Source organism: Streptomyces inusitatus (assembly GCF_014651115.1).
Classification (GTDB): Bacteria; Actinomycetota; Actinomycetes; order Streptomycetales; family Streptomycetaceae; genus Streptomyces; species Streptomyces amakusaensis.
The window spans coordinates 56,786-75,212 of record NZ_BMWG01000024.1 but is presented as its reverse complement, the minus strand read 5'-3'; the positions used below and the strand labels follow the sequence as shown (position 1 = coordinate 75,212).

The 18,427-nt window shown below is 73.0% G+C and carries 17 protein-coding genes; 9 read left to right on the top strand and 8 right to left on the bottom strand.

Features of this window, described 5'->3' with window-relative positions:
- Positions 1-57: 57 nt before the first annotated feature.
- Complete coding sequence (locus IE247_RS28165) at positions 58-1,440, top strand: GNAT family N-acetyltransferase (protein WP_229869393.1); 1,383 nt, start codon at positions 58-60, stop codon at positions 1,438-1,440.
- Between the two features lie 130 nt (positions 1,441-1,570).
- Complete coding sequence (locus IE247_RS28160) at positions 1,571-3,253, top strand: DUF885 domain-containing protein (protein WP_190126129.1); 1,683 nt, start codon at positions 1,571-1,573, stop codon at positions 3,251-3,253.
- 120 nt (positions 3,254-3,373) lie between these two features.
- Here IE247_RS28160 and IE247_RS28155 read toward each other — a convergent pair whose 3' ends face one another.
- Positions 3,374-3,877: a rhodanese-like domain-containing protein gene (locus IE247_RS28155; protein WP_190126128.1), complete on the bottom strand. Its 504-nt coding sequence runs from the start codon at positions 3,875-3,877 to the stop codon at positions 3,374-3,376.
- Between the two features lie 94 nt (positions 3,878-3,971).
- Here IE247_RS28155 and IE247_RS28150 point away from each other — a divergent pair, with 94 nt between their 5' ends.
- On the top strand, positions 3,972-4,418 hold the full coding sequence (locus IE247_RS28150; RefSeq protein ID WP_190126127.1) for an Lrp/AsnC family transcriptional regulator: 447 nt from the start codon (positions 3,972-3,974) through the stop codon (positions 4,416-4,418).
- 47 nt (positions 4,419-4,465) lie between these two features.
- Here the strand turns inward: IE247_RS28150 and IE247_RS28145 are convergent, their stop codons facing one another.
- The 3 genes from IE247_RS28145 to IE247_RS28135 form a co-directional block, all read right to left on the bottom strand.
- Positions 4,466-7,510, bottom strand: coding sequence for an AAA family ATPase (locus IE247_RS28145; protein ID WP_190126126.1), 3,045 nt, complete (start codon positions 7,508-7,510; stop codon positions 4,466-4,468).
- 93 nt (positions 7,511-7,603) lie between these two features.
- Complete coding sequence (locus tag IE247_RS28140; RefSeq protein ID WP_190126125.1) at positions 7,604-8,776, bottom strand: exonuclease SbcCD subunit D; 1,173 nt, start codon at positions 8,774-8,776, stop codon at positions 7,604-7,606.
- Positions 8,777-8,859: 83 nt separating this feature from the next.
- Positions 8,860-9,486 (bottom strand): YigZ family protein, encoded by a 627-nt coding sequence (locus tag IE247_RS28135; RefSeq protein ID WP_190126124.1) that lies wholly within the window; start codon positions 9,484-9,486, stop codon positions 8,860-8,862.
- Positions 9,487-9,548: 62 nt separating this feature from the next.
- Here IE247_RS28135 and IE247_RS28130 point away from each other — a divergent pair, with 62 nt between their 5' ends.
- Complete coding sequence (locus tag IE247_RS28130; RefSeq protein ID WP_190126123.1) at positions 9,549-10,001, top strand: CoA-binding protein; 453 nt, start codon at positions 9,549-9,551, stop codon at positions 9,999-10,001.
- Positions 10,002-10,011: 10 nt separating this feature from the next.
- Here the strand turns inward: IE247_RS28130 and IE247_RS28125 are convergent, their stop codons facing one another.
- On the bottom strand, positions 10,012-10,584 hold the full coding sequence (locus IE247_RS28125; RefSeq protein ID WP_190126122.1) for a helix-turn-helix domain-containing protein: 573 nt from the start codon (positions 10,582-10,584) through the stop codon (positions 10,012-10,014).
- Between the two features lie 90 nt (positions 10,585-10,674).
- Positions 10,675-11,451 carry an acyltransferase gene (locus tag IE247_RS28120; protein WP_190126121.1) on the bottom strand — a complete coding sequence of 259 codons (777 nt, stop codon included), beginning with the start codon at positions 11,449-11,451 and terminating at the stop codon, positions 10,675-10,677.
- Positions 11,452-12,045: 594 nt separating this feature from the next.
- Here IE247_RS28120 and IE247_RS28115 point away from each other — a divergent pair.
- The 5 genes from IE247_RS28115 (at position 12,046) to IE247_RS28095 (ending at position 16,493) form a co-directional block, all read left to right on the top strand.
- Positions 12,046-13,737: an ATP-binding protein gene (locus IE247_RS28115; RefSeq protein ID WP_190126120.1), complete on the top strand. Its 1,692-nt coding sequence runs from the start codon at positions 12,046-12,048 to the stop codon at positions 13,735-13,737.
- Between the two features lie 117 nt (positions 13,738-13,854).
- Complete coding sequence (locus tag IE247_RS28110; protein ID WP_190126183.1) at positions 13,855-14,271, top strand: roadblock/LC7 domain-containing protein; 417 nt, start codon at positions 13,855-13,857, stop codon at positions 14,269-14,271.
- Positions 14,268-14,627, top strand: coding sequence for a DUF742 domain-containing protein (locus tag IE247_RS28105; RefSeq protein WP_190126119.1), 360 nt, complete (start codon positions 14,268-14,270; stop codon positions 14,625-14,627). The genes IE247_RS28110 and IE247_RS28105 overlap by 4 nt, the downstream gene beginning before the upstream one ends.
- The gene (locus tag IE247_RS28100) at positions 14,608-15,219 is read left to right on the top strand and encodes a GTP-binding protein (protein WP_190126118.1); all 612 of its coding nucleotides are present in this window, start codon (positions 14,608-14,610) and stop codon (positions 15,217-15,219) included. The genes IE247_RS28105 and IE247_RS28100 overlap by 20 nt, the downstream gene beginning before the upstream one ends.
- On the top strand, positions 15,216-16,493 hold the full coding sequence (locus IE247_RS28095) for a cytochrome P450 (protein ID WP_190126117.1): 1,278 nt from the start codon (positions 15,216-15,218) through the stop codon (positions 16,491-16,493). Before IE247_RS28100 ends, IE247_RS28095 begins: the two co-directional genes overlap by 4 nt.
- A gap of 21 nt (positions 16,494-16,514) precedes the next feature.
- Here the strand turns inward: IE247_RS28095 and IE247_RS28090 are convergent, their stop codons facing one another.
- Positions 16,515-17,741 carry a cytochrome P450 gene (locus IE247_RS28090; protein ID WP_190126116.1) on the bottom strand — a complete coding sequence of 409 codons (1,227 nt, stop codon included), beginning with the start codon at positions 17,739-17,741 and terminating at the stop codon, positions 16,515-16,517.
- A gap of 94 nt (positions 17,742-17,835) precedes the next feature.
- The gene (locus tag IE247_RS28085) at positions 17,836-18,369 is read right to left on the bottom strand and encodes a gamma carbonic anhydrase family protein (RefSeq protein ID WP_190126115.1); all 534 of its coding nucleotides are present in this window, start codon (positions 18,367-18,369) and stop codon (positions 17,836-17,838) included.
- Positions 18,370-18,427 lie beyond the last annotated feature (58 nt).

Sequence of the window (18,427 nt, the reverse complement as noted above, 5' to 3'; positions counted from 1 at the left end):
ACCCATCAGTCACAAAGCGTTCGCGATCACGCAACACGGCTCGGCCAGAGTGAGGCCATGACCGATGTGACCCATGCGAAGAACACCCGCCGCCCCCACCTCTGGCGGCGGGACCTCGTCGAGCTGGCCGCCGTCTTCACCGCGGTGGCGGTCGCCGACATCGTCGCCAATCTGGTCGGACACGGACCCGGCGGGCCGTCCCTGCTCGTCGTCTCCGCCGTGGCGCTGATCGCCACGGCCGCCTTCCACCTCTGGTGGGCGGGACGGCACCGCCACTCCCCACCGGCCCAAGCCCGCAGCACCCCGGCCGACACCGATACCGACGCCCCCGTACGGAAGGAGCCCCACGAGACCTCTCTCTGGCGGATGCGGACCACCGTGCGGGACACACCCGGCAGCCTCGCCGCGCTCTGCACCGCGCTCGCCGGGCTCGACGTGGACATCCTGACCCTTCAGACACACCCTCTGACGACAGGCACCGTGGACGAGTTCCTGCTGCGCGCGCCCGCCGACCTGCCTCCCCGGCGGCTGACCGACGGGGTGACGGCGGCCGGCGGCAGCGGCACCTGGATCGAGCGGGCCGACGCCCATGACCTGGTCGACGTCCCCACCCGGGTGCTCGGTCTCGCCGCCCGCACCGCGCTGGACGCGGCCGAGCTGCCGCTGGCCCTGCGCCAACTGCTCGGCCGCTGCACCATCCACTCCTGGCCCGCCGTCTCCCCCACCGGCCGCTCCGCCGCGGACCTCCCGCCCGCCGAAGGGGTGCTGGAGGAGACCGTGATGCGCCTGCGCGACCCGCGCGGCGGCTCCATCACCGTGGAGCGGCCCCATCTCCCCTTCACCCCGACCGAGTTCGCCCGGGTCAGGGCGCTGCTGGAGCTGGACGACCGGCTCGGCCCCCGGGTACCGGCCGGCCGGGACGCCCTCACCCTGGCCGAGGGCGGGGAGTTCACCGTCGGCCGGGCCGACCAGAGCGACCTGGAAGCGGCGACCGCCCTGCACGGCCGCTGCTCGGAGCGGACCCTGCGACAGCGCTACCACGGCCCGGTCGACGACGTCCGGCGCTACCTCGACCATCTGCTCAGCCCCCGGTTCGGCCGGGCCCTCGCCGTGCGGACGGCCTCCGGACGGATGATCGCCCTCGGCCATCTGCTCTGGGACGGCGACGAGACCGAAGTCGCGCTCATCGTGGAGGACGCCTGGCAGCGCCGGGGAATCGGCTCCGAGCTGCTCGGCCGGCTCGTCGCGCTCGCCCAGGAGGACGGCGGCGGCCAGGTGTACGCGGTGACACAGCCCTCCAACACCGCGATGGTGGCCGCGATGCGCGGTCTGGGGCTGCCCCTCGACTACCAGCTGGAGGAGGGCACCCTCGTCGTCACCGCCCGGCCGGCGCCCCGGGAAGCCGTCGTCACTCCTCCGGCCGACCGCGCGGGCCGCTGACCGGGCGGTCAGCGCGGGACCCCGGGAACAGGCCCGGATTCGGCCAGTGAAGGGGGTGTGACCTGGCCGACGGTCCGCCGGCGATCAGACGATGGTGACGCGAAGCCCCCACACGTATGAGGATGTGTGCATGTCAGTCACCGCCAGCAGCCCGCTGCCCCGCCAGGTCGCCGACGCCTATGTCGACGCACTCATCGAACTCGATCCGACCATCGGCACCTACCTGGGAGTCAGGGAGAGTTCCGGGCTCCTCCCCGACTTCTCCCCCACAGGTCAGGAAGAGCGCGCCGAACTCGCCAGGGAGACCCTCACCAGGCTCGACGAGGCCGAGAAGCTGCCAGGGGCCGACAGTGACATCGAGCGGCGCTGCGGCCGGCTGCTGCGCGAACGCCTGACGGCCGAACTCGCCGTGCACGAGGCCGAGGAGGGCCTGCGCACCGTGAGCAATCTGCGCTCCCCGGTCCACTCGGTGCGCGAGGTGTTCACCGTGACGCCGACACGGACCGAGGAGGACTGGGCGGCCGTGGCCCAGCGGCTGCGCGCCGTGCCGACGGCGTTGCGCGGCTACCGCGAGTCCCTGGAGCTGGGTCTTGAGCGGAAGCTCTTCGGCGGCCCGAGGGCCACCCGTACCAGTGTCGCCCAGATGACGGAGTGGCTCGGCTCCGGCAGCAGCTGGTTCGAGGACTTCGCGGCCGAGGGCCCCGCCTCGCTCCGCGCCGAACTCGACGCCGCCGCCCGTACCGCCACCGAGGCGCTGGCCGCGCTGCGCGACTGGATGCGCGATGTCTACGCCCCCGCCGTCGCGGACGCGCCCGACACCGTGGGCCGCGAGCGGTACGCCCGCTGGTCGCGCTATTTCAACGGCACCGATCTCGATCTGGACGAGGCGTACGCGTACGGCTGGTCGGAGTACCACCGGCTGCTCGCCGAGATGAAGACCGAGGCCGGGAAGATCCTGCCGGGCGCGGGCCCCTGGGAGACGCTCGCCCACCTCGATGTGCACGGCCGCCATGTCGAGGGCGTCGAGGAGGTGCGGATCTGGCTCCAGGAGCTGATGGACGAGGCGATCCAGGCACTGGACGGCACCCACTTCGAACTCGCCGAGCGGGTACGGAAGGTGGAGTCCCGCATCGCCCCTGCGGGCAGCGCCGCCGCGCCGTACTACACCAGCCCCTCGGAGGACTTCTCCCGCCCGGGCCGGACCTGGCTGCCGACCATGGGCGCGACCCGCTTCCCGGTGTACGACCTGGTCTCCACCTGGTACCACGAGGGCGTGCCCGGCCACCATCTCCAGCTGGCGCAGTGGGTGCACGTGGCCGACCGGCTCTCCCGCTACCAGGCCACGGTCGGCGGGGTCAGCGCGAATCTGGAGGGCTGGGCGCTCTACGCCGAGCGGCTCATGGACGAGCTGGGCTTCCTGCCCGACCCGGAGCGCAGACTCGGTTATCTGGACGCGCAGATGATGCGCGCGTGCCGGGTGATCGTGGATATCGGAATGCATCTGGAGCTGGAGATTCCGGAGGATTCGCCGTTCCGTCCGGGCGAGACCTGGACCCCGGAGCTGGCCGAGGAGTTCTTCAACGACCACAGCGGGCGGCCCGCGGACTATGTGGAGAGCGAGCTGACGCGCTATCTGTCGATGCCCGCCCAGGCGATCGGCTACAAGCTCGGCGAGCGGGCCTGGCTGCTGGGCAGGGAGAACGCGCGCAAGGCGCACGGCGACGCGTTCGACGCGAAGGCCTGGCACATGGCGGCCCTGTCCCAGGGCTCGCTGGGGCTGGACGACCTGGTGGACGAGTTGTCCAGGCTGTGACGGCCGCGGGGTGCGAGCATCGGGCTCCACCGGGCTCGACGGAGCCGGATGGAGCCCGGTGGAGCCCGGTGGAGCCGCCGGTCCGCACCGTCCGCACCCCGGCCGCCCGCCCCGGCCCGGTCAGCAGCCGCAGTCGGCGGCGTCGACGGGCGCGGTCAGCGGGTCCGGGTCGCGCCGCGTGTGCCCCGTCGGGGTCTGGTGGCCGAAGCCCTCCCGTACCCAGTACTCGAATCCGCCGAGCATCTCCTTCACCCGGTAACCGAGCAGGGCCAGGGCGAGGGCCGCGCGGGCGGCTCCGTCGCAGCCCGGGCCCCAGCAGTGGACGACCACCGGCCGGGCCGGGTCGAGCAGCCGCCCGGCCCGCTCGGCGATGAGCGCGGTCGGCAGATGGACCGCGCCGGGGATGTGCCCCTGGTCCCAGGCGTCGGCCGAGCGGCAGTCGACCAGGGTGAAGCCCGGGTCGCCGCCCGCGCCCGCCGCGAGGGCGGCGGCGACGTCGGAGACATCGGTGTGGAGGGCGAGGCTCGCGGCGAAGTGGGCGGCGGCGACCTCGGGCGCGGCGGGCGGCACACGGAGGACGGGGTTCGGGGCTGAGGCCGTGTTCATGACAGAGGCTGTGTTCATGACCAAAAATCTATGGCGGTGATCCACTCCTCTGAAGAGGGATTCCACGGGAATCCTCTTGATCAACCAGGGATTCCCCTGTTGTCTGTCAGTCATGACGGGATATTCACCGGACGCCACGGACTGGCGCATCCTGCGCGCCCTGCAGAGCGACGGCCGGGCCGGTTTCGCCCAACTGGCACGGGCCGTCTCCATGTCGGCGAGCGCCGTGACGGAGCGGGTGCGGCGGCTGGAGGAGGCGGGCGTGATCGCGGGATACACGGCGGTGGTGGCCCCCGAGCGAGTGGGGCTGCCGGTGCTCGCGTTTGTACGGCTACGCTATCCGAACGGCAATTACAAGCCATTTCACGATCTGCTGGAGACGACTCCGGAGATTCTGGAGGCGCACCATGTGACCGGTGACGACTGCTTTGTCATGAAGGTCGCCGTACGGTCGATGCGCCATCTGGAAGAGGTCACCGGCCGGATCGGGGCGCTCGGATCGGTGACCACCAGCGTCGTCTACTCCTCGCCGCTGCCGCGCAGGTCGGTCGGCGGCTGACCTGCGCGGCAAGCAGGGGCGGCGGCAGGGCGGGGCGGCGGGCGGCCTCAGCCGCCGAGGGGAGCCGTCCGGAGCCGGACGACGGAGCCCCGGCGCTCCTTGACCACTTCCAGCTGGGTGGGGACGCGCCGCCGCAGATCGGCCACATGACTGACGATGCCGACGCTGCGGTCCTGTTCGCGCAGCGAGTCGAGGACGTCGATGACCTCGTCGAGGGTCTGCTCGTCCAGGCTGCCGAAGCCCTCGTCGATGAAGAGCGTGTCGAGCCGTACGCCCCCGGCCTCCTCGGTGACCACATCGGCCAGACCCAGCGCCAGGGCAAGGGAGGCGAAGAAGGTCTCGCCGCCGGAGAGCGTCGAGGTGTCGCGCTCGGTTCCGGTCCAGGCGTCGACCACATGGAGGCCGAGCCCCGACCGCTTCCCGCCGGAGCGGGCGTCGGAGTGGACCAGGGTGTAGCGCCCGGCGGACATCCGCCGCAGCCGTACGGTGGCCGCGGCGGCGACCTGTTCGAGCCGGGCCGCGAGGACGTACGACTCCAGGCGCATCCGGCGCTCGTTGTCGGCGGAGGTGCCCGCGGTGAGACCGGCGAGCCGGGCGACCATGTCGTACTCCCGGCGCAGCGGGCCGAGCCCGGCGGCCTCGGCGGCGGCGGCCCGGGAGAGCCGGACCAGTTCGGCCCGGCGCCCGCGCGCGGCGTCCCGCGCGGATCCGGCCTCGCGCAGCGCGCGCTCGGCCGCGTCGTGGGCGGCGAGCGCGGCCCCGGGAGCGGCGGGCGGGCGTCCGGCGGCGGCGCGGGCGTCCGGCTCGGCGAGCCGGTCGGCGACGGCGGCGGCCTCGGTCGCCCAGGCGTCGGCCGGGGGCTGGAGCCCGCGCGGCCCGGGGGCGGGGAGGGCCGCGCCGACGGCGGCGGCCGGGGTGTCGAAACCGGCCCGGAACGCGGCGCCGGAGAGTTCGCCGTCGGCGTCCTTCAGCCGCCGGGCCGAGGTGTCGGCGGTCCGGGCGGCCTCGGCCGCCTCGGCGAGCAGCCGCACCCGCCGCTCCAGCCGGGCCGCGTGCTCGGCGACGCTGCCCTCGCCGTCGTGGACCTTGGCCAGCTCCCTCGCGAGCCCGGCCCGCTCCTGGTCGAGCGCCTCCCGGCGGGTGGTCCTGGCGACCACGCGCCGCTCGGCCGACTGCCGGGCCGCGAGGCGCTCCTCGTGCTCGCGCTCGCCCCGGTCGAGGGCCTCCCGGGCGGCGTGGATCCCGGAGGCCAGGGCCTTCGCCTCACGGTGCGCCCGCTCCAGCTCCCCGACGGCGTCCGCCAGCTCGGCGGCGGTCGGGTCGTGGGGCCCGCCGTCCGGGGCCCCGGCGCCTGAGGCCCTGGCGCGTTCACCGGCCGCGGCCAGCGCCCCGGCGACGACGGCGAGCCGCCGCTCGATGTCCGAGCGGACGCCGTCGGCACGGGTGTGGGCGTGGTACGCCGCCTCCTCCTGGGCCGGGTCGACGCGGGCGTCGGATGCCGGGGCGGGGGCGGGGTGTTCGGGGGATCCGCAGACGGCGCAGGGGTCGCCGGGGGCGAGGGCGGCGGCCAGCTCGGCCGCCATCCCGTGCAGCCGCCGTTCCTTGAGGTCGAGCCAGCGCTCGTGGGCCGCGTTCGCGCTCTCCCGGGCCGCGCCCAGCAGCTCCCGGGTCTCGGCGGCCGTGCGGGCGAGGCGGTCGCGCTCCCGGGCCGCGGCCAGCCGCGCCCCGGCCGGTTCGAGCCGTCCCGCGAGGTACTCGGCGCGGGTGGCCGCCTCCTGGGCGGCGGCGAGGCGCTCGCGGTGGCCCCGGCGCAGGGTCTCCCAGCCCGCCAGCCAGCCTTCCGCGTCATGGAGGACGTCCTCGTCGGCGCGGGCCTGGCGGTCCAGTTCGGCGCGCTCGCGGGCGATCTCCTCGCCGCGCCGCTCCAGGCTCCGGGCGGCTTCGAGGCCGCCGAGATCCTGGCGGAGCCCACGTTCCAGCTCCGCCAGCCGTTCCGCGCCCGCGTCGGCGAGACCGGCCGGCAGCCGGTCGCGGAGCCCGTGGTGCCGGGCGGTCGCGGTGCGGTGTTCGCGCTCGGCGTCCTCGCGCAGCCGCAGCGCGGGGGCGACCCGGTCGGCCCTGCGGGCCTCCTCCAGCCGGGCCCGGAGGCTCTCGTGCTCGGGCCGCCGGGCGTCCAGGGTCCGCCGCCGGTCCAGGGCCTGTTCGTACCGCCGCTGGAGCCGGTCGAGTTCGCGCTCGGCGTCGAGCGCGAGCCGGGCGGCCCGCTGCCGGTCCTCCGCCGCGCCGACCGCGCTCTCGGCGATGTCCAGTGCTTCCAGCGCGCCCGCGCGGGCGACGGCCGCCCACTCCAGCACGGCGGCGGCGAGACCGGGGTCGCCGGGCTGCTGCCGGGGCGGCGGCCAGTCGCCCGCCGCCGGGCCGGCCGCCTGCTCCATCCGGTGCGCGTGGGCGAGGAGCCCCTCGTCCGCGGTCCGCACCCGGGCCTCGGCGGCCCGCCGCCGCTCGGCAAGGCGGTCCTCGACGGCGGCGAAGCGGCGGGTGTCGAAGAGGCGGCCCAGCAGTCTGCCCCGGGCCTCCGCGTCCGCGCGCAGCAGCCGGGCGAAGTCGCCCTGCGGCAACAGCACCACCTGGCAGAACTGGTCGCGGCTCATGCCGACGAGCTGTCCGATCTCCTCTCCGATCTCCTGGTGGGACCGGCTCAGCCCCTTCCAGGTCCCGGTCTCGGCGTCGTACTCGCTCAGCTCGCTCCAGGCCCGCTCCGGTGTGAAGCCCCTGCCGTTCTTCTTGGGGCGCTGCTGTGCGGGACCGCGGCCCACCCTCAGCCGCCGGCCGCCGACGGTCAGCTCCAGGGCGACCTCGGTCAGGAGGCCGGGGGCCGCGTGATCGCTGCGCAGGGAGGTCCCCGGGCTCTGCCGGGCGCCGGGGACGGATCCGTACAGGGCGAAGCAGACGGCGTCGAGCACCGAGGTCTTGCCCGCGCCGGTCGGCCCGTGGAGCAGGAAGATCCCGCCGGTGGACAGGGCGTCGAAGTCGATCTCCTGGACGGCTCCGAAGGGCCCGAAGGCGGTGATGGTCAGCCGGTGCAGTCTCATCGGGCGGCCCCGTCGTCATGAGCGGTACGAGCGGTACGAGCGGTACGAGCGGTACGAGCGGTACGAGGAGCACGAGCGGTACGGGAGGTGAGGTCAGCCACGGCGGCTCGTCCCCTCGTGCAGCGCCTCGTCCACCCGTACGCCGTCGAAGGCTTCGCGCAGCGCGGTGCGCTCGCGCGGATCGGGGCCCGCTCCGCGCACATGGGCGAGGAAGTCCTCCGCGATCTGCTGGTCGTCGCGGCCCTTGAGCCGCCGGGCGTACGAGAGCGAGTCGTCCCGGTCCTCGCGCTCGGGCGCGAAGACCAGGCTCAGGGTGTGCGGGAAGCGTTCGGCGAGGCGGGCCATCGGGTCGGCCGGGCGGACCGGGTCGGTGAGGGTGGCCTCGACGAAGGACTCCCGGTGCCGTTCGTGGGAGGGGTCGGCGAGCAGCTCGTCGAGGGTGCCGTGCAGCCGGGCGAGCGGTCTGGGCACGGGGCAGTCGATCCGCTCGGCGTCGATCTCGCCCCGGGGGCCGAGATCGACGAGCCACATGGTCTTGCGGTGGGCGGCCTCGGAGAAGGAGTACGCGAGGGGGGAGCCGGAGTAGCGGACCCGTTCGGTGATGGTCTGGCTGCCGTGCAGATGGCCGAGCGCGACGTAGTCGACGCCGTGGAAGACGCCCGCGGGCACGGCGCTGACGCCGCCGACGGTGATGTCGCGCTCGCTCTCGCTGGGCTCGCCGCCCGCGACGAAGGCGTGGGCGAGGACCAGGGAGCGGGTGGCGGGCCCCCGGGCGGCGAGATCCTCCCGTACGCGGTCCATCGCCGCGCCGATCACGGCCTCGTGGTTCGCCCGGTCGGTGCGGAATTCGTCCTTCACCAGGGCGGGTTCCAGATAGGGCAGCCCGTAGCACGCGACCTCGCCGTGCTCGTCGGTGAGGATCACGGGGGTGCCGCAGCCCGCCGGGTCGGTCCGCAGATGGATTCCGGCGCGGTCGATCAGCCCGGCCCCGACGCCGAGGCGGCGGGCCGAGTCGTGGTTCCCGGAGATCATCACGGTCGGCACGGACTCGGCGGCGAGCCGGTGGAGCGCGCGGTCGAAGAGTTCCACCGCCGCCAGCGGCGGCACGGCCCGGTCGTAGACGTCGCCCGCCACCAGCACGGCGTCCACCTCGTGCGCCCGCACGACGGAGACCAGATGATCGAGGAACGCGGCCTGGGCCTCCAGCATGCTCACCCGGTGCAGGGATCGCCCCAGATGCCAGTCAGATGTGTGCAGAATCCTCAAGAGCCAGCTCCGAACCGCATGTTTTCCTTTCCCGCCCCCGGGTTTGCGTACATCCGCCCGGGCCCGCGCGGGGCCCCGGCGGGTCAGGCGTCGCCGTACGCCTCCCCGCCCAGCTCGAATCCGGCCGTGCCGGCCGTGGCGTCCGCCAGCCAGGCCCGGAACGCCTCGATCTCGGCCTCAGGGAGTCCGATCTCGATGGTGACGCTCTCCGCGTACCGCACCTCGCGCACCGCGCGGCCGGTCGCCCGCAGCTCGTTCTCCAGTCTGCCCGCCCGCTGGTGGTCCACGGTGAGGGTGGCGAGCCGGAAGCGCCGGCGGGTGAGGGTGCCGAGCGCGTCGAGGGCTTCGCCGACGACCCCGCCGTACGCCCTGATCAGTCCGCCCGCGCCGAGCTTCACCCCGCCGTAGTAGCGGGTGACGACGGCCACCGCGTAGCGGATCTCGCGCCGGGTGAGCATCTGGAGCATGGGCACTCCGGCCGTGCCGCCCGGCTCGCCGTCGTCGCTGGCCTTCTGCACGGAGGCGTCGGCCCCGATGACGTACGCGTAGCAGTTGTGGGTGGCGGTCGGGTGCTCCTTGCGGACCCGGGCGACGAAGGCCTGGGCCTCCTCCTCGGTCGCGGCGGGTGCGAGCGCGCAGATGAAGCGCGATCTGCCGATCTCTGTCTCGTGCACGCCCTCGCGGGCGACCGTCCGGTACTGCTCCTGCATCGGACCACCCTATGCGGCGCGCGGACGGGAATGCTCCGCGCGGGTCTCCCGTTGTCGTCTGCATGGACTCTGACACGGGTACGGACGCGGGTACTGGCGCGGGCACGGACGCGGGCACGGACGCGGAGACGATCAAGAGGATTCTGACCTCCACCGGCGACACCTGGGCGGTGGTGGGGCTGTCGGACAACGAGTCGCGGGCGGCGTACGGGGTGGCCCGTGTCCTCCAGCGGTTCGGGAAGCGCGTGGTCCCGGTGCATCCCAGGGCGGAGCCGGTCCACGGCGAGCAGGGCTACGCGAGTCTCGCCGACATCCCCTTCGACGTCGATGTGGTCGATGTCTTCGTCAATTCCGCGCTGGCGGGGCGGGTCGCGGACGAGGCGGTGGCGATCGGCGCGAAGGCGGTCTGGTTCCAGCTCGGGGTGGTCGACGACGAGGCGTACGAGCGGACCCGCGCGGCCGGTCTGGACATGGTGATGGACCGCTGCCCGGCGATCGAGATCGGCTCTCTGTAACCGGCGGCGCTCAGCCGACCGGAGGGACCGCGACCACCATGGTCATCGCCACCTCCGCCGTGCCGTCGTTGCGGTACGCGTGGGGGGCGTTCGCCTCGAAGGAGGCCGAGTTCCCGGCCGGCACCGGGAAGGGCTCGCCGTCCACGACGAGGGTGAGTTCCCCCTCGGTGACATGGATCAGCTCGACCGTGCCCTCGGGGTGCGCGTCGGACTCGCTGCGGTCCCCGGGCATCAGCCGCCAGGACCACAGCTCCACCGGACCGCGCCCCTCGGCCCCGACCAGCAGTCTGGTGAAGCTGCCGGTGGAGGTGGACCACATCCGCACCGCCCGCTCCGGCGGCACCACCTGGACCCGTGCGCCCCGCTCGTGGTCGAGCAGGGTGGTGATGGAGACGCCGAGGGCGTCGGCGAGCTTCACCGTGGTGCCGACGCTCGGATTGGTGCGCGCCTGCTCGATCTGGATGATCATGCCCCGGCTGACCCCGGCGCGGGCGGCGAGGGCGTCGAGCGTGAATCCGCGCTCGCCCCGCCACCGCTTGAGGTTGCGGGCGAGCGCCTGGGTGAGCTGGTCGAAGTCCGACACATTCCATCCACTGAATTGAATGACAGAGTCAAACATATTGCACCATCGGGCGCGGGTGGCGACGCCACCGCCGGTTCAGCCGCCTCCGGTTCAGCCGCCGCTCCCCGGCGCCTCCGGCCCGTCCGACTCCTGTGACTTCTCCAGCTCGGCGAGGGCGAGCAGCTGTTCCGGGGTGATCCCGTCCGGGAGCGGCACGGGCGCCGGTGTGCGCAGCGGGGGCCGCCAGCCGTCGACCGGGTCCCAGCTCCGTACGACCCGGGCCGGGGCGCCCGCCACCACACAGTGGTCGGGCACCTCTCCCCGTACGACGGCCCCCGCCGCCACCACGACATTGCGGCCCAGCCGCGCGCCGGGCAGCACCACGGCCCCGGTGCCCAGCCAGCAGCCGGGTCCGATCTCCACCGGCTCGGTGCGCGGCCACTGCTTGCCGACCGGCTGCCGCGGATCGTCGTAGCTGTGGTTGGTGGAGGTGATGTAGACGTACGGGCCGCAGTAGGTGTCCGAGCCGATGGAGACCCGGGTGTCGGCGATGACATGGCTGCCCCGACCGAGCACCACTCCGTCGCCGAGGGTCAGTATCGGCTCCGCGCCGAGGTCCAGGCCGGGCATCATGCCCGCGGTGAGGGTGACCCGCTCCCCGATGATGCAGTGGTCGCCCACCTCGATCCACGGCTCGCCGAACACGGTGCCCTGCGGGAAGGCCAGCCGGGTGCCATGGCCCAGCCGGCGGAAGCGGAGCCGCCCGGGGTGCTCCGCGGTGACCGAGCCCGCCCGCTGCGCCCAGCGCCAGCCGCGGTGCACGGCGCGGGTGAGCGCTCTCCGGCACCAGAGGGCAGGCAATGAGAACGTGTTTCTGTTTCTGGGCACTCGATCACGGTAGTCGGCGGGGGCCGGGCCGCTCAGAGCCACGGGCTGTGATGTTCACCCCACGGCCCACCCCACGGCCCACGCCACGGCCCGCCCCTGACCCACCCCCTGACTCCTCACGACTCCCCACGACTCCTCACGGCTCTTCACGACTCACCCATGACCGGCGAGCTCCCGTCCGGGCGCTCCCGGCGGCGGATCAGCGCCGGATGGCTGAAATCAGATGCATCAGCGCGCCGCACCGCGTTGCGATACACCCGCTTCCTCACCTTCACCATGGATTGTCGCCACACCTTCTCGCGACCGAAGGACCGGCCCGACAGCGGCCCTGGGGTAATTCCGCCGGAGTCCTGAAGGATTCCTGCGGAACTCACCGCTTATCACGATGGCGGCTCCAAGGCGGTGACTTCGGGACTAAGTACCCCGTTCTGCGGGCTCCGGGGCCCGTCCGGACTCCGTGGCCATGGCACTTGACTAGCATGAGCGCCACATGGGCGCGGAAGATCACCGTCAACTTTTGGTGACCGTGCTCGCGTTCGGTCGGTGTGCGTCAATCGGCCTTTCAGTACTTCCCGGACTCCAGCGAGGGACCGCATGTCAGTGCCAGTCGCCCCCAAACCGCGCAGGATACGAACACCCCGGCCGCTTCCCGCGGCCGTCCCGCTGGTCTCGGTCGCGGCGGCGGGCGCGGCCGGCGGCGCGGCGATAGCGGCGGCCCCGGCCCCGGCCCGGGGCTGGATCGCGGCCACCGTCCTGGTCGGCTGGGTCTGGCTGGCCGTCACCGTGGCCGCCACCGCGCTCAATTCGCGACGGCTGCACAAGGCCGTCACCGCCACCGGCGGTGAGCTGCGCTCCCTCCAGACGCACACCGCCCAGACCGCCGCCGGCTCCGCGCACCTGGTGAACGTCACCCTCCCCACCGTCCTCAAGCGGGTGCGCGACGGGGAGAGCGCCGAGTCCGCCCCCAGCGCGCCCCCCGCCCCCCCCGACCCCCACCCCCGCGGGGCCGCCCAGCCCGCCACCGCCGATGTGGGGGGGGCCGGGGGGGGGACGGCGGCGGCCGAGGCCGCCGCCGCCAATGTCGCCCAGCGGCTGGCCCGGTCGGCCGAGGAGCTGGACCGGCTGACGGGCGTCGTCCTGCCCGCCGCGATCGAGCGGCTGCGCGGCGGAGCCTCCGCCGGGACCGCGCTGGCCGAGCTGGAACAGCCCGCCGACCCCCGGCTGCGAGCCGCCCTGGAGTCGATCGTGCGGGAGTTCGCCTTCAGCGAGCGCCGCGCGGCGGCCGCCCAGGGCGCGAGCGCCAAGGTGCTGAGCCGGGTCCAGGCGAAGGCCGTCAGCATGCTCGCCGAGCTGAGGGAGATGCAGGATCGTCACGGCGAAGACGTGTTCGGGGATCTGCTGACCCTCGATCACAACACCTCGCAGCTCGGTCTGCTGACCGACCGGCTGGCGCTGCTGATGGGCGGCCGGGCGAGCCGGGCGTGGAACAAGCCGATCGTGATGGAGTCCATCCTGCGCGGCGCGGTCGGCCGGATCGCCGCCTACCAGCGGGTCAGGCTGCACTCCTCCAGCACCGCCTCGGTCGCCGGATACGCCGCCGAGGGCGTGATGCATCTGCTGGCCGAACTGATGGACAACGCGGCGAACTTCTCGCCGCCGATCGACGAGGTCCATGTCTATGTGGAGGAGCGCACCGCCGGACTGGTCGTCACCATCGAGGACAGCGGACTGAAGATGGCCGACGCCGCCCTGCGGCGCGCCGAGGAGGCCGTCGCCGGCCGCTTCCACGACCTCGCCCATCTCCAGAGCACCCGGCTCGGGCTCGTCGTGGTGGGCCTGCTGGCCGCCAAGTACAACATGAGCGTCAGCTTCCGGCCGTCCTCGCGCGGCGGCACGGGGGTCGTGGTGCTCTTCCCGCCGCAGCTCCTGCACCAGTCGCGGACGCTCGCGCCGGAGCAGCCGGCCCACCGGGAGGCCGAGCCCGCGCCCCGGCCCCCCGTACGCCCGCTCCCCCAGCAGGACGTCCGGCGGGACACCCGGCCCGGTGCGCACGGTGCGCAGCGGAGCGAGCGGCCGGGCGGCCCCAGGGTGGCGACCCCCGGCGGGCTGCCCGTGCGGCCCCCCGGGCGCACCATGGCCGCAGCCGACCGGGGCCGTTCGGGGCCCGAGGAGGTCCCCGCCGACCGTCCGGCCCCGCCGGCCCGGGACGCGGGCGCCCAGTTCGGGGCCTTCCACCGCGCCCGCAAGGCCCGGGACGACAGAGACCGGTACGACACCGGGCAGTAGCGGCCCCGGGGCCGCTCCCGCACCACAGCCGTGCCATACACACGCATGTACTCAACGCCAGACAGGAGGCAGGGGCCGGTGACCGGACCGTCCGGCGACACCGGGCCCACGCAGACCATGCAGACCACCGACAACAGCCTGACCTGGCTACTGGAAAGCCTGCTCGAACGGACTCCGGGCACCCGGCACGCGCTGGTGCTCTCCCGTGACGGGCTCAAACTCTGCTGGACCCCGCATCTGACGCTCGACCAGGCGGATCAGCTCGCCGCGATCTGCTCGGGCATCCAGGCCCTGGCCCAGGGCGCCTCCGTCGAGTTCGGCAACGGCAGCGGCGGTGTGCGGCACTCGATGACCGAGTTCCACGGCGGGCTGCTCTTCATCGTGGAGGCGGGGGCGGGCGCGCATCTGGCGGTCGTCGCCGACGACGGGGCCGACCCCGGCGCGGTGGGGCACCAGATGACCGAGCTGGTCGAGCAGATCGGCGAGCATCTGCGGGCGGAACCGCGCACCCCGTCGGAGACCCGGCTGTCATGACACGCCGCCCCGTCGATCTGGGTGACCCCGACCGGCTCTACACCGTCACCGGTGGCCGCAGCCGAGCCGACGACGAGAAGTTTGACCTGGTGACCCTGGTCGTCAGCGAGTGCCGGCCGTCGCCCGGGATGCAGTCGGAGCACGTCCGCATCCTGGAGCTGTGCGAGCGGCCGATCGCCGTCGTGGAGATCTCGGCGGAGCTGAGGCTGCCGGTGACGGTGGTACGGATCCTGCTGGGCGATCTGCTGTCGACGGGGCGTATCACCGCCCGACACCCCAGAGCCGGGCGCTCACTCGTTGATCTGCCCGATTCATCCCTCTTGGAGGAGGTGCTCCTTGGACTCCGCAATCTCTGAACTGCCCAGCCGTACCCCGCTGGCCGCATCCGCCGACACCGGACTGAAGATCGTCATCGTGGGCGGCTTCGGGGTGGGTAAGACCACGCTGGTGAAGTCGGTCAGCGAGATCCGTCCGCTGAACACCGAGGAGGTGATGACACAGGCGGGCATCGGGGTCGACGAACCGGCCGGTCTCACCAAGACCACGACCACGGTGGCGTTCGACTTCGGCCGTATCTCCCTCAACGACCGGATGGTCCTGTACTTGTTCGGCGCACCGGGCCAGGAGAGATTCTGGTTTCTGTGGGACGGGCTGTTCTCCGGGACGCTCGGGGCCGTCGTGCTGGTCGACACCCGGCGGATGAGCGACTCCTGGTACGCCGTCGACCGGCTGGAGCACCATCGGACCCCGTTCGTGGTGGCGGTCAACCGCTTCGACGGCGATCACGCCTCCTTCTCGCTGGAGGAGATCCGCCAGGCGCTGGCCCTGCCCGACCATGTGCCGCTGATCGAGTGCGACGCACGGGTCCGCTCGTCCGGCAAGCAGGTTCTGATCAGCCTTGTCGACCACCTTCGCGAACTGGCCAGGGCCAGGGAGATGACACCATGACCGAACTCACCGGATCCGATCCCCGTCCGTCCGGGGGCACACCGCCCCCGGGCTGCCCGGCCCATCAGGGCGCGGTCCCCCTCAGCGGTCTTGAGTACCAGCAGTCGCCGTCGGAGCTGTACCGGACGATGCGCCGGGAGCACGGCGCGGTCGCGCCGATCGTGCTGGACGGCAATGTTCCGGCGTGGCTGGTGCTCGGCTATGCCGAGGTCACCTATGTCACCGCCCACGACGAGCTGTTCGCCCGTGACTCCCGGCGCTGGAACCAGTGGCCGGTCATCCCGCCCGACTGGCCGCTGATGCCGTACGTCGGCCATCAGCCGTCGGTGCTGTTCACCGAGGGGGCCGAGCACCAGCGCCGGGCGGGTGTGATCACCCAGGCGCTGGAGGAGGGCGTCGACCAGTTCGAGCTGGCCCAGTGGTGCCGGTCGATCGCGCATCAGCTGATCGACTCCTTCGCGGGCAGCGGGCGGGCCGAGCTGATGGCCTCGTACGCCCATGCCCTGCCGATGCGGGCGGCCGTCCAGATGTGCGGAATGCCGGCCGGCGGCGAGGACACCGAGCATCTGGTGACCGATCTGCGGATCTCCCTGGACGCCCGGGAGGGCGACGACCCGGTGGCCGCGTACGGCAGGGTCGCCGAGCGGATCCAGCGGCTGGTCAAGGAGAAGCGGGCCGCGCCCGGGCCGGACGTCACCTCGCGGATGCTGACCCATCCGGCCGGGCTGACGGACGAGGAGATCGTCCAGGATCTGATCTCGATCATCGCGGCGGCCCAGCAGCCGACCGCCAACTGGATCTGCAACTCGCTGCGACTGCTGCTGACCGACGACCGCTTCGCGCTCAATGTCTCCGGCGGCCGGCTCAGCGTCGGCCAGGCGCTGAACGAGGTGCTCTGGCTGGACACCCCCACCCAGAACTTCATCGGCCGGTGGGCGGTGCGCGACACCCAGCTCGGCGGCCGTCAGATCCGGGCCGGGGACTGTCTGGTGCTGGGGCTCGCGGCGGCCAACACCGATCCGCAGATCTGGCCCGAGGGCCATATCGGCGCGGAGAACTCCGCCCATCTCTCCTTCAGCAACGGCGAGCACCGCTGCCCCTATCCCGCGCCGCTGCTCGCCGACGTCATCGCCCGTACGGCGGTCGAGACGCTGCTGGAGCGGCTGCCCGACGTGGTGCTGGCGGTGGAGCCGGAGGAGCTGACCTGGCGTCCGTCGATCTGGATGCGGGGGCTGACCGCGCTCCCCGTGAGCTTCACCCCGGTGGTGCGGTGAGGCTCACGGGGAGCGGCCGGCTCAGTCCCGTACGGGGGTGAACCGCACCGGCAGCGAGACCGGGCCCCGGGTGAAGACGCCCTGCTCCGCGGGTTCGAAGCCGTCGGCGAGCCGCAGATCGGGCATGGCGTCGAGAAGGCGTCCGACGCCGATCTCCACCTCGGCCTTGGCGAGCAGCGCCCCGACGCAGAAGTGGCGGCCGAGCGCGAAGGCCAGATGGTCGGCGGCGGCGGAGAAGGCCGTGGACGCGTTGAGGTCGTCGCGGAAGATGTCGAAGGAGTCCGGGTCGCGGTAGCGCTCGCCGTCCCGGTTGGCGGATCCGATCAGACAGGTCACGGTGGATCCGGCGGGGATGACGCCACCGCTGACGGTCACCTCGGCCGCCGTCTGGCGCATGATCATATGGACCGGCGGGGTGTACCGCAGCGTCTCGGCGAAGGCCCGGTCGATCAGGCTCCGGTCCTCGCGCACGGCGGCGAGCTGCTCGGGATGGGCGAGCAGATTGGCGAAGATTCCGGCGATCGCCTTGTCGGTGGTGTCGCCGCCGGCCGCGAGCAGCAGGCTGCAGAAGGCCTTGATGTCCTCGTCGTTCATCCGCACCCCGTCGATCTCGGCGGCGCAGAGGGTGGAGAGCAGATCGTCGCCGAGGTTCTCGCGGCGCTCGCGGATGACCGGGAACATGTACTCGGCGAATTCGAGGCGGGTGCGCTCGCCCGCCGCCGCGACCTCCGGGTCTCCGGCGAGGTTGCCGAGGAAGGCGATGACGGCGGTGTACCAGCCGTGGAACCGCTCGTGGTCGGCCTTGTCGAGGCCGAGCATGTCGGCGATGACATTGACGGGGAAGCGGGTGGCGAAGGACCGTACGAGGTCGGTCTCGCCGCTGTCGCGGAAGGCGTCGATCAGTTCGTCGGCGTTGCGCTCGATGACGGGGAGGAACTTCTCCCGCAGATCCGCGCCCCGGAAGGCGGGGGCGACCAGGGCCCGGCGTACCGAGTGCTCACGCCCGCTGAGCTGGAGAATCGTTTTGCCATGGACGGGTTCGATCTGCCAGTCGTAGTTGTCGGTGGTGTAGAGCGACTCCTTGTCCTTGAAGGCGCGCTCGATGTCCGCGTAGCGGGAGAGGAGATAGCTCTGGGTGGGCTCGTGCCACAGGAGGGGGGCGCTCTCGCGCATCGCGCGGTACACCGGGTAGGGGTCCTCGGCGAACTCGGGCGACAGAATGTCGGGAATCTGCTGTGCGGTGACCATGAACGCTCCCTCGGCGGTAACGGAGTACGCACACCACGTTAATGATCATTCATCGGCCACGTATAGAGGGGTCTTGGCCGAATCTGATTGCTTTCTATCGTTCCGGGGCGGCTTCGCGGTGCGCGGCGGCCAGCTCCCGGTACAGGGCGGCGTTACGGGTGATCCCGGCCCGCTCCTCCTCGGTCAGCTCCCGTCTGACCTTCGCGGGCACGCCCGCGACCAGGGAGCCCGGCGGGACCCGCATGCCCTGCGGCACCAGCGCCTGGGCGGCGACGAGCGAACCGGCCCCGATGTGCGCGCCGTTGAGCACGGTCGCGCCCATGCCGATCAGTACGTCGTCCTCGATCTCACAGCCGTGCAGGACCGCGTTGTGGCCCACGGAGACCCGCTCGCCCACGGTCACCGGAAAGCCGGGGTCGACATGGACCGTGCAGTTGTCCTGGATGTTGGAGTCGGCCCCGATGACGATCGGGCCGCAGTCGGCCCGGAGCACCGCGTGGTACCAGACGCTCGCCCCCGGGGCCAGCGAGACCTCACCGACGACGACCGAGCCATGAGCGGTGAACGCCTCCGCCGCGATCTCCGGCTCCAGCCCGCCCACTCCCGCGATCCACGCCCCGGCCGCCATGGTCAGCTCCCCTCCCGGCGCGCGCCCCTCCGGCGCACGCCGGGCAGCCTACCCAGCG

What these genes read in the sequence shown, in the direction of transcription:
- IE247_RS28165 (WP_229869393.1), top strand. Translation starts at nt 58, where the DNA reads ATGACCGATGTGACCCATGCGAAGAACACCCGCCGCCCCCACCTCTGG.
- IE247_RS28160 (WP_190126129.1), top strand. Translation starts at nt 1,571, where the DNA reads ATGTCAGTCACCGCCAGCAGCCCGCTGCCCCGCCAGGTCGCCGACGCC.
- IE247_RS28155 (WP_190126128.1), bottom strand. Translation starts at nt 3,877, where the DNA reads ATGAACACAGCCTCTGTCATGAACACGGCCTCAGCCCCGAACCCCGTC.
- IE247_RS28150 (WP_190126127.1), top strand. Translation starts at nt 3,972, where the DNA reads ATGACGGGATATTCACCGGACGCCACGGACTGGCGCATCCTGCGCGCC.
- IE247_RS28145 (WP_190126126.1), bottom strand. Translation starts at nt 7,510, where the DNA reads ATGAGACTGCACCGGCTGACCATCACCGCCTTCGGGCCCTTCGGAGCC.
- IE247_RS28135 (WP_190126124.1), bottom strand. Translation starts at nt 9,486, where the DNA reads ATGCAGGAGCAGTACCGGACGGTCGCCCGCGAGGGCGTGCACGAGACA.
- IE247_RS28130 (WP_190126123.1), top strand. Translation starts at nt 9,549, where the DNA reads ATGGACTCTGACACGGGTACGGACGCGGGTACTGGCGCGGGCACGGAC.
- IE247_RS28115 (WP_190126120.1), top strand. Translation starts at nt 12,046, where the DNA reads ATGTCAGTGCCAGTCGCCCCCAAACCGCGCAGGATACGAACACCCCGG.
- IE247_RS28110 (WP_190126183.1), top strand. Translation starts at nt 13,855, where the DNA reads ATGCAGACCACCGACAACAGCCTGACCTGGCTACTGGAAAGCCTGCTC.
- IE247_RS28105 (WP_190126119.1), top strand. Translation starts at nt 14,268, where the DNA reads ATGACACGCCGCCCCGTCGATCTGGGTGACCCCGACCGGCTCTACACC.
- IE247_RS28095 (WP_190126117.1), top strand. Translation starts at nt 15,216, where the DNA reads ATGACCGAACTCACCGGATCCGATCCCCGTCCGTCCGGGGGCACACCG.
- IE247_RS28090 (WP_190126116.1), bottom strand. Translation starts at nt 17,741, where the DNA reads ATGGTCACCGCACAGCAGATTCCCGACATTCTGTCGCCCGAGTTCGCC.
- IE247_RS28085 (WP_190126115.1), bottom strand. Translation starts at nt 18,369, where the DNA reads ATGGCGGCCGGGGCGTGGATCGCGGGAGTGGGCGGGCTGGAGCCGGAG.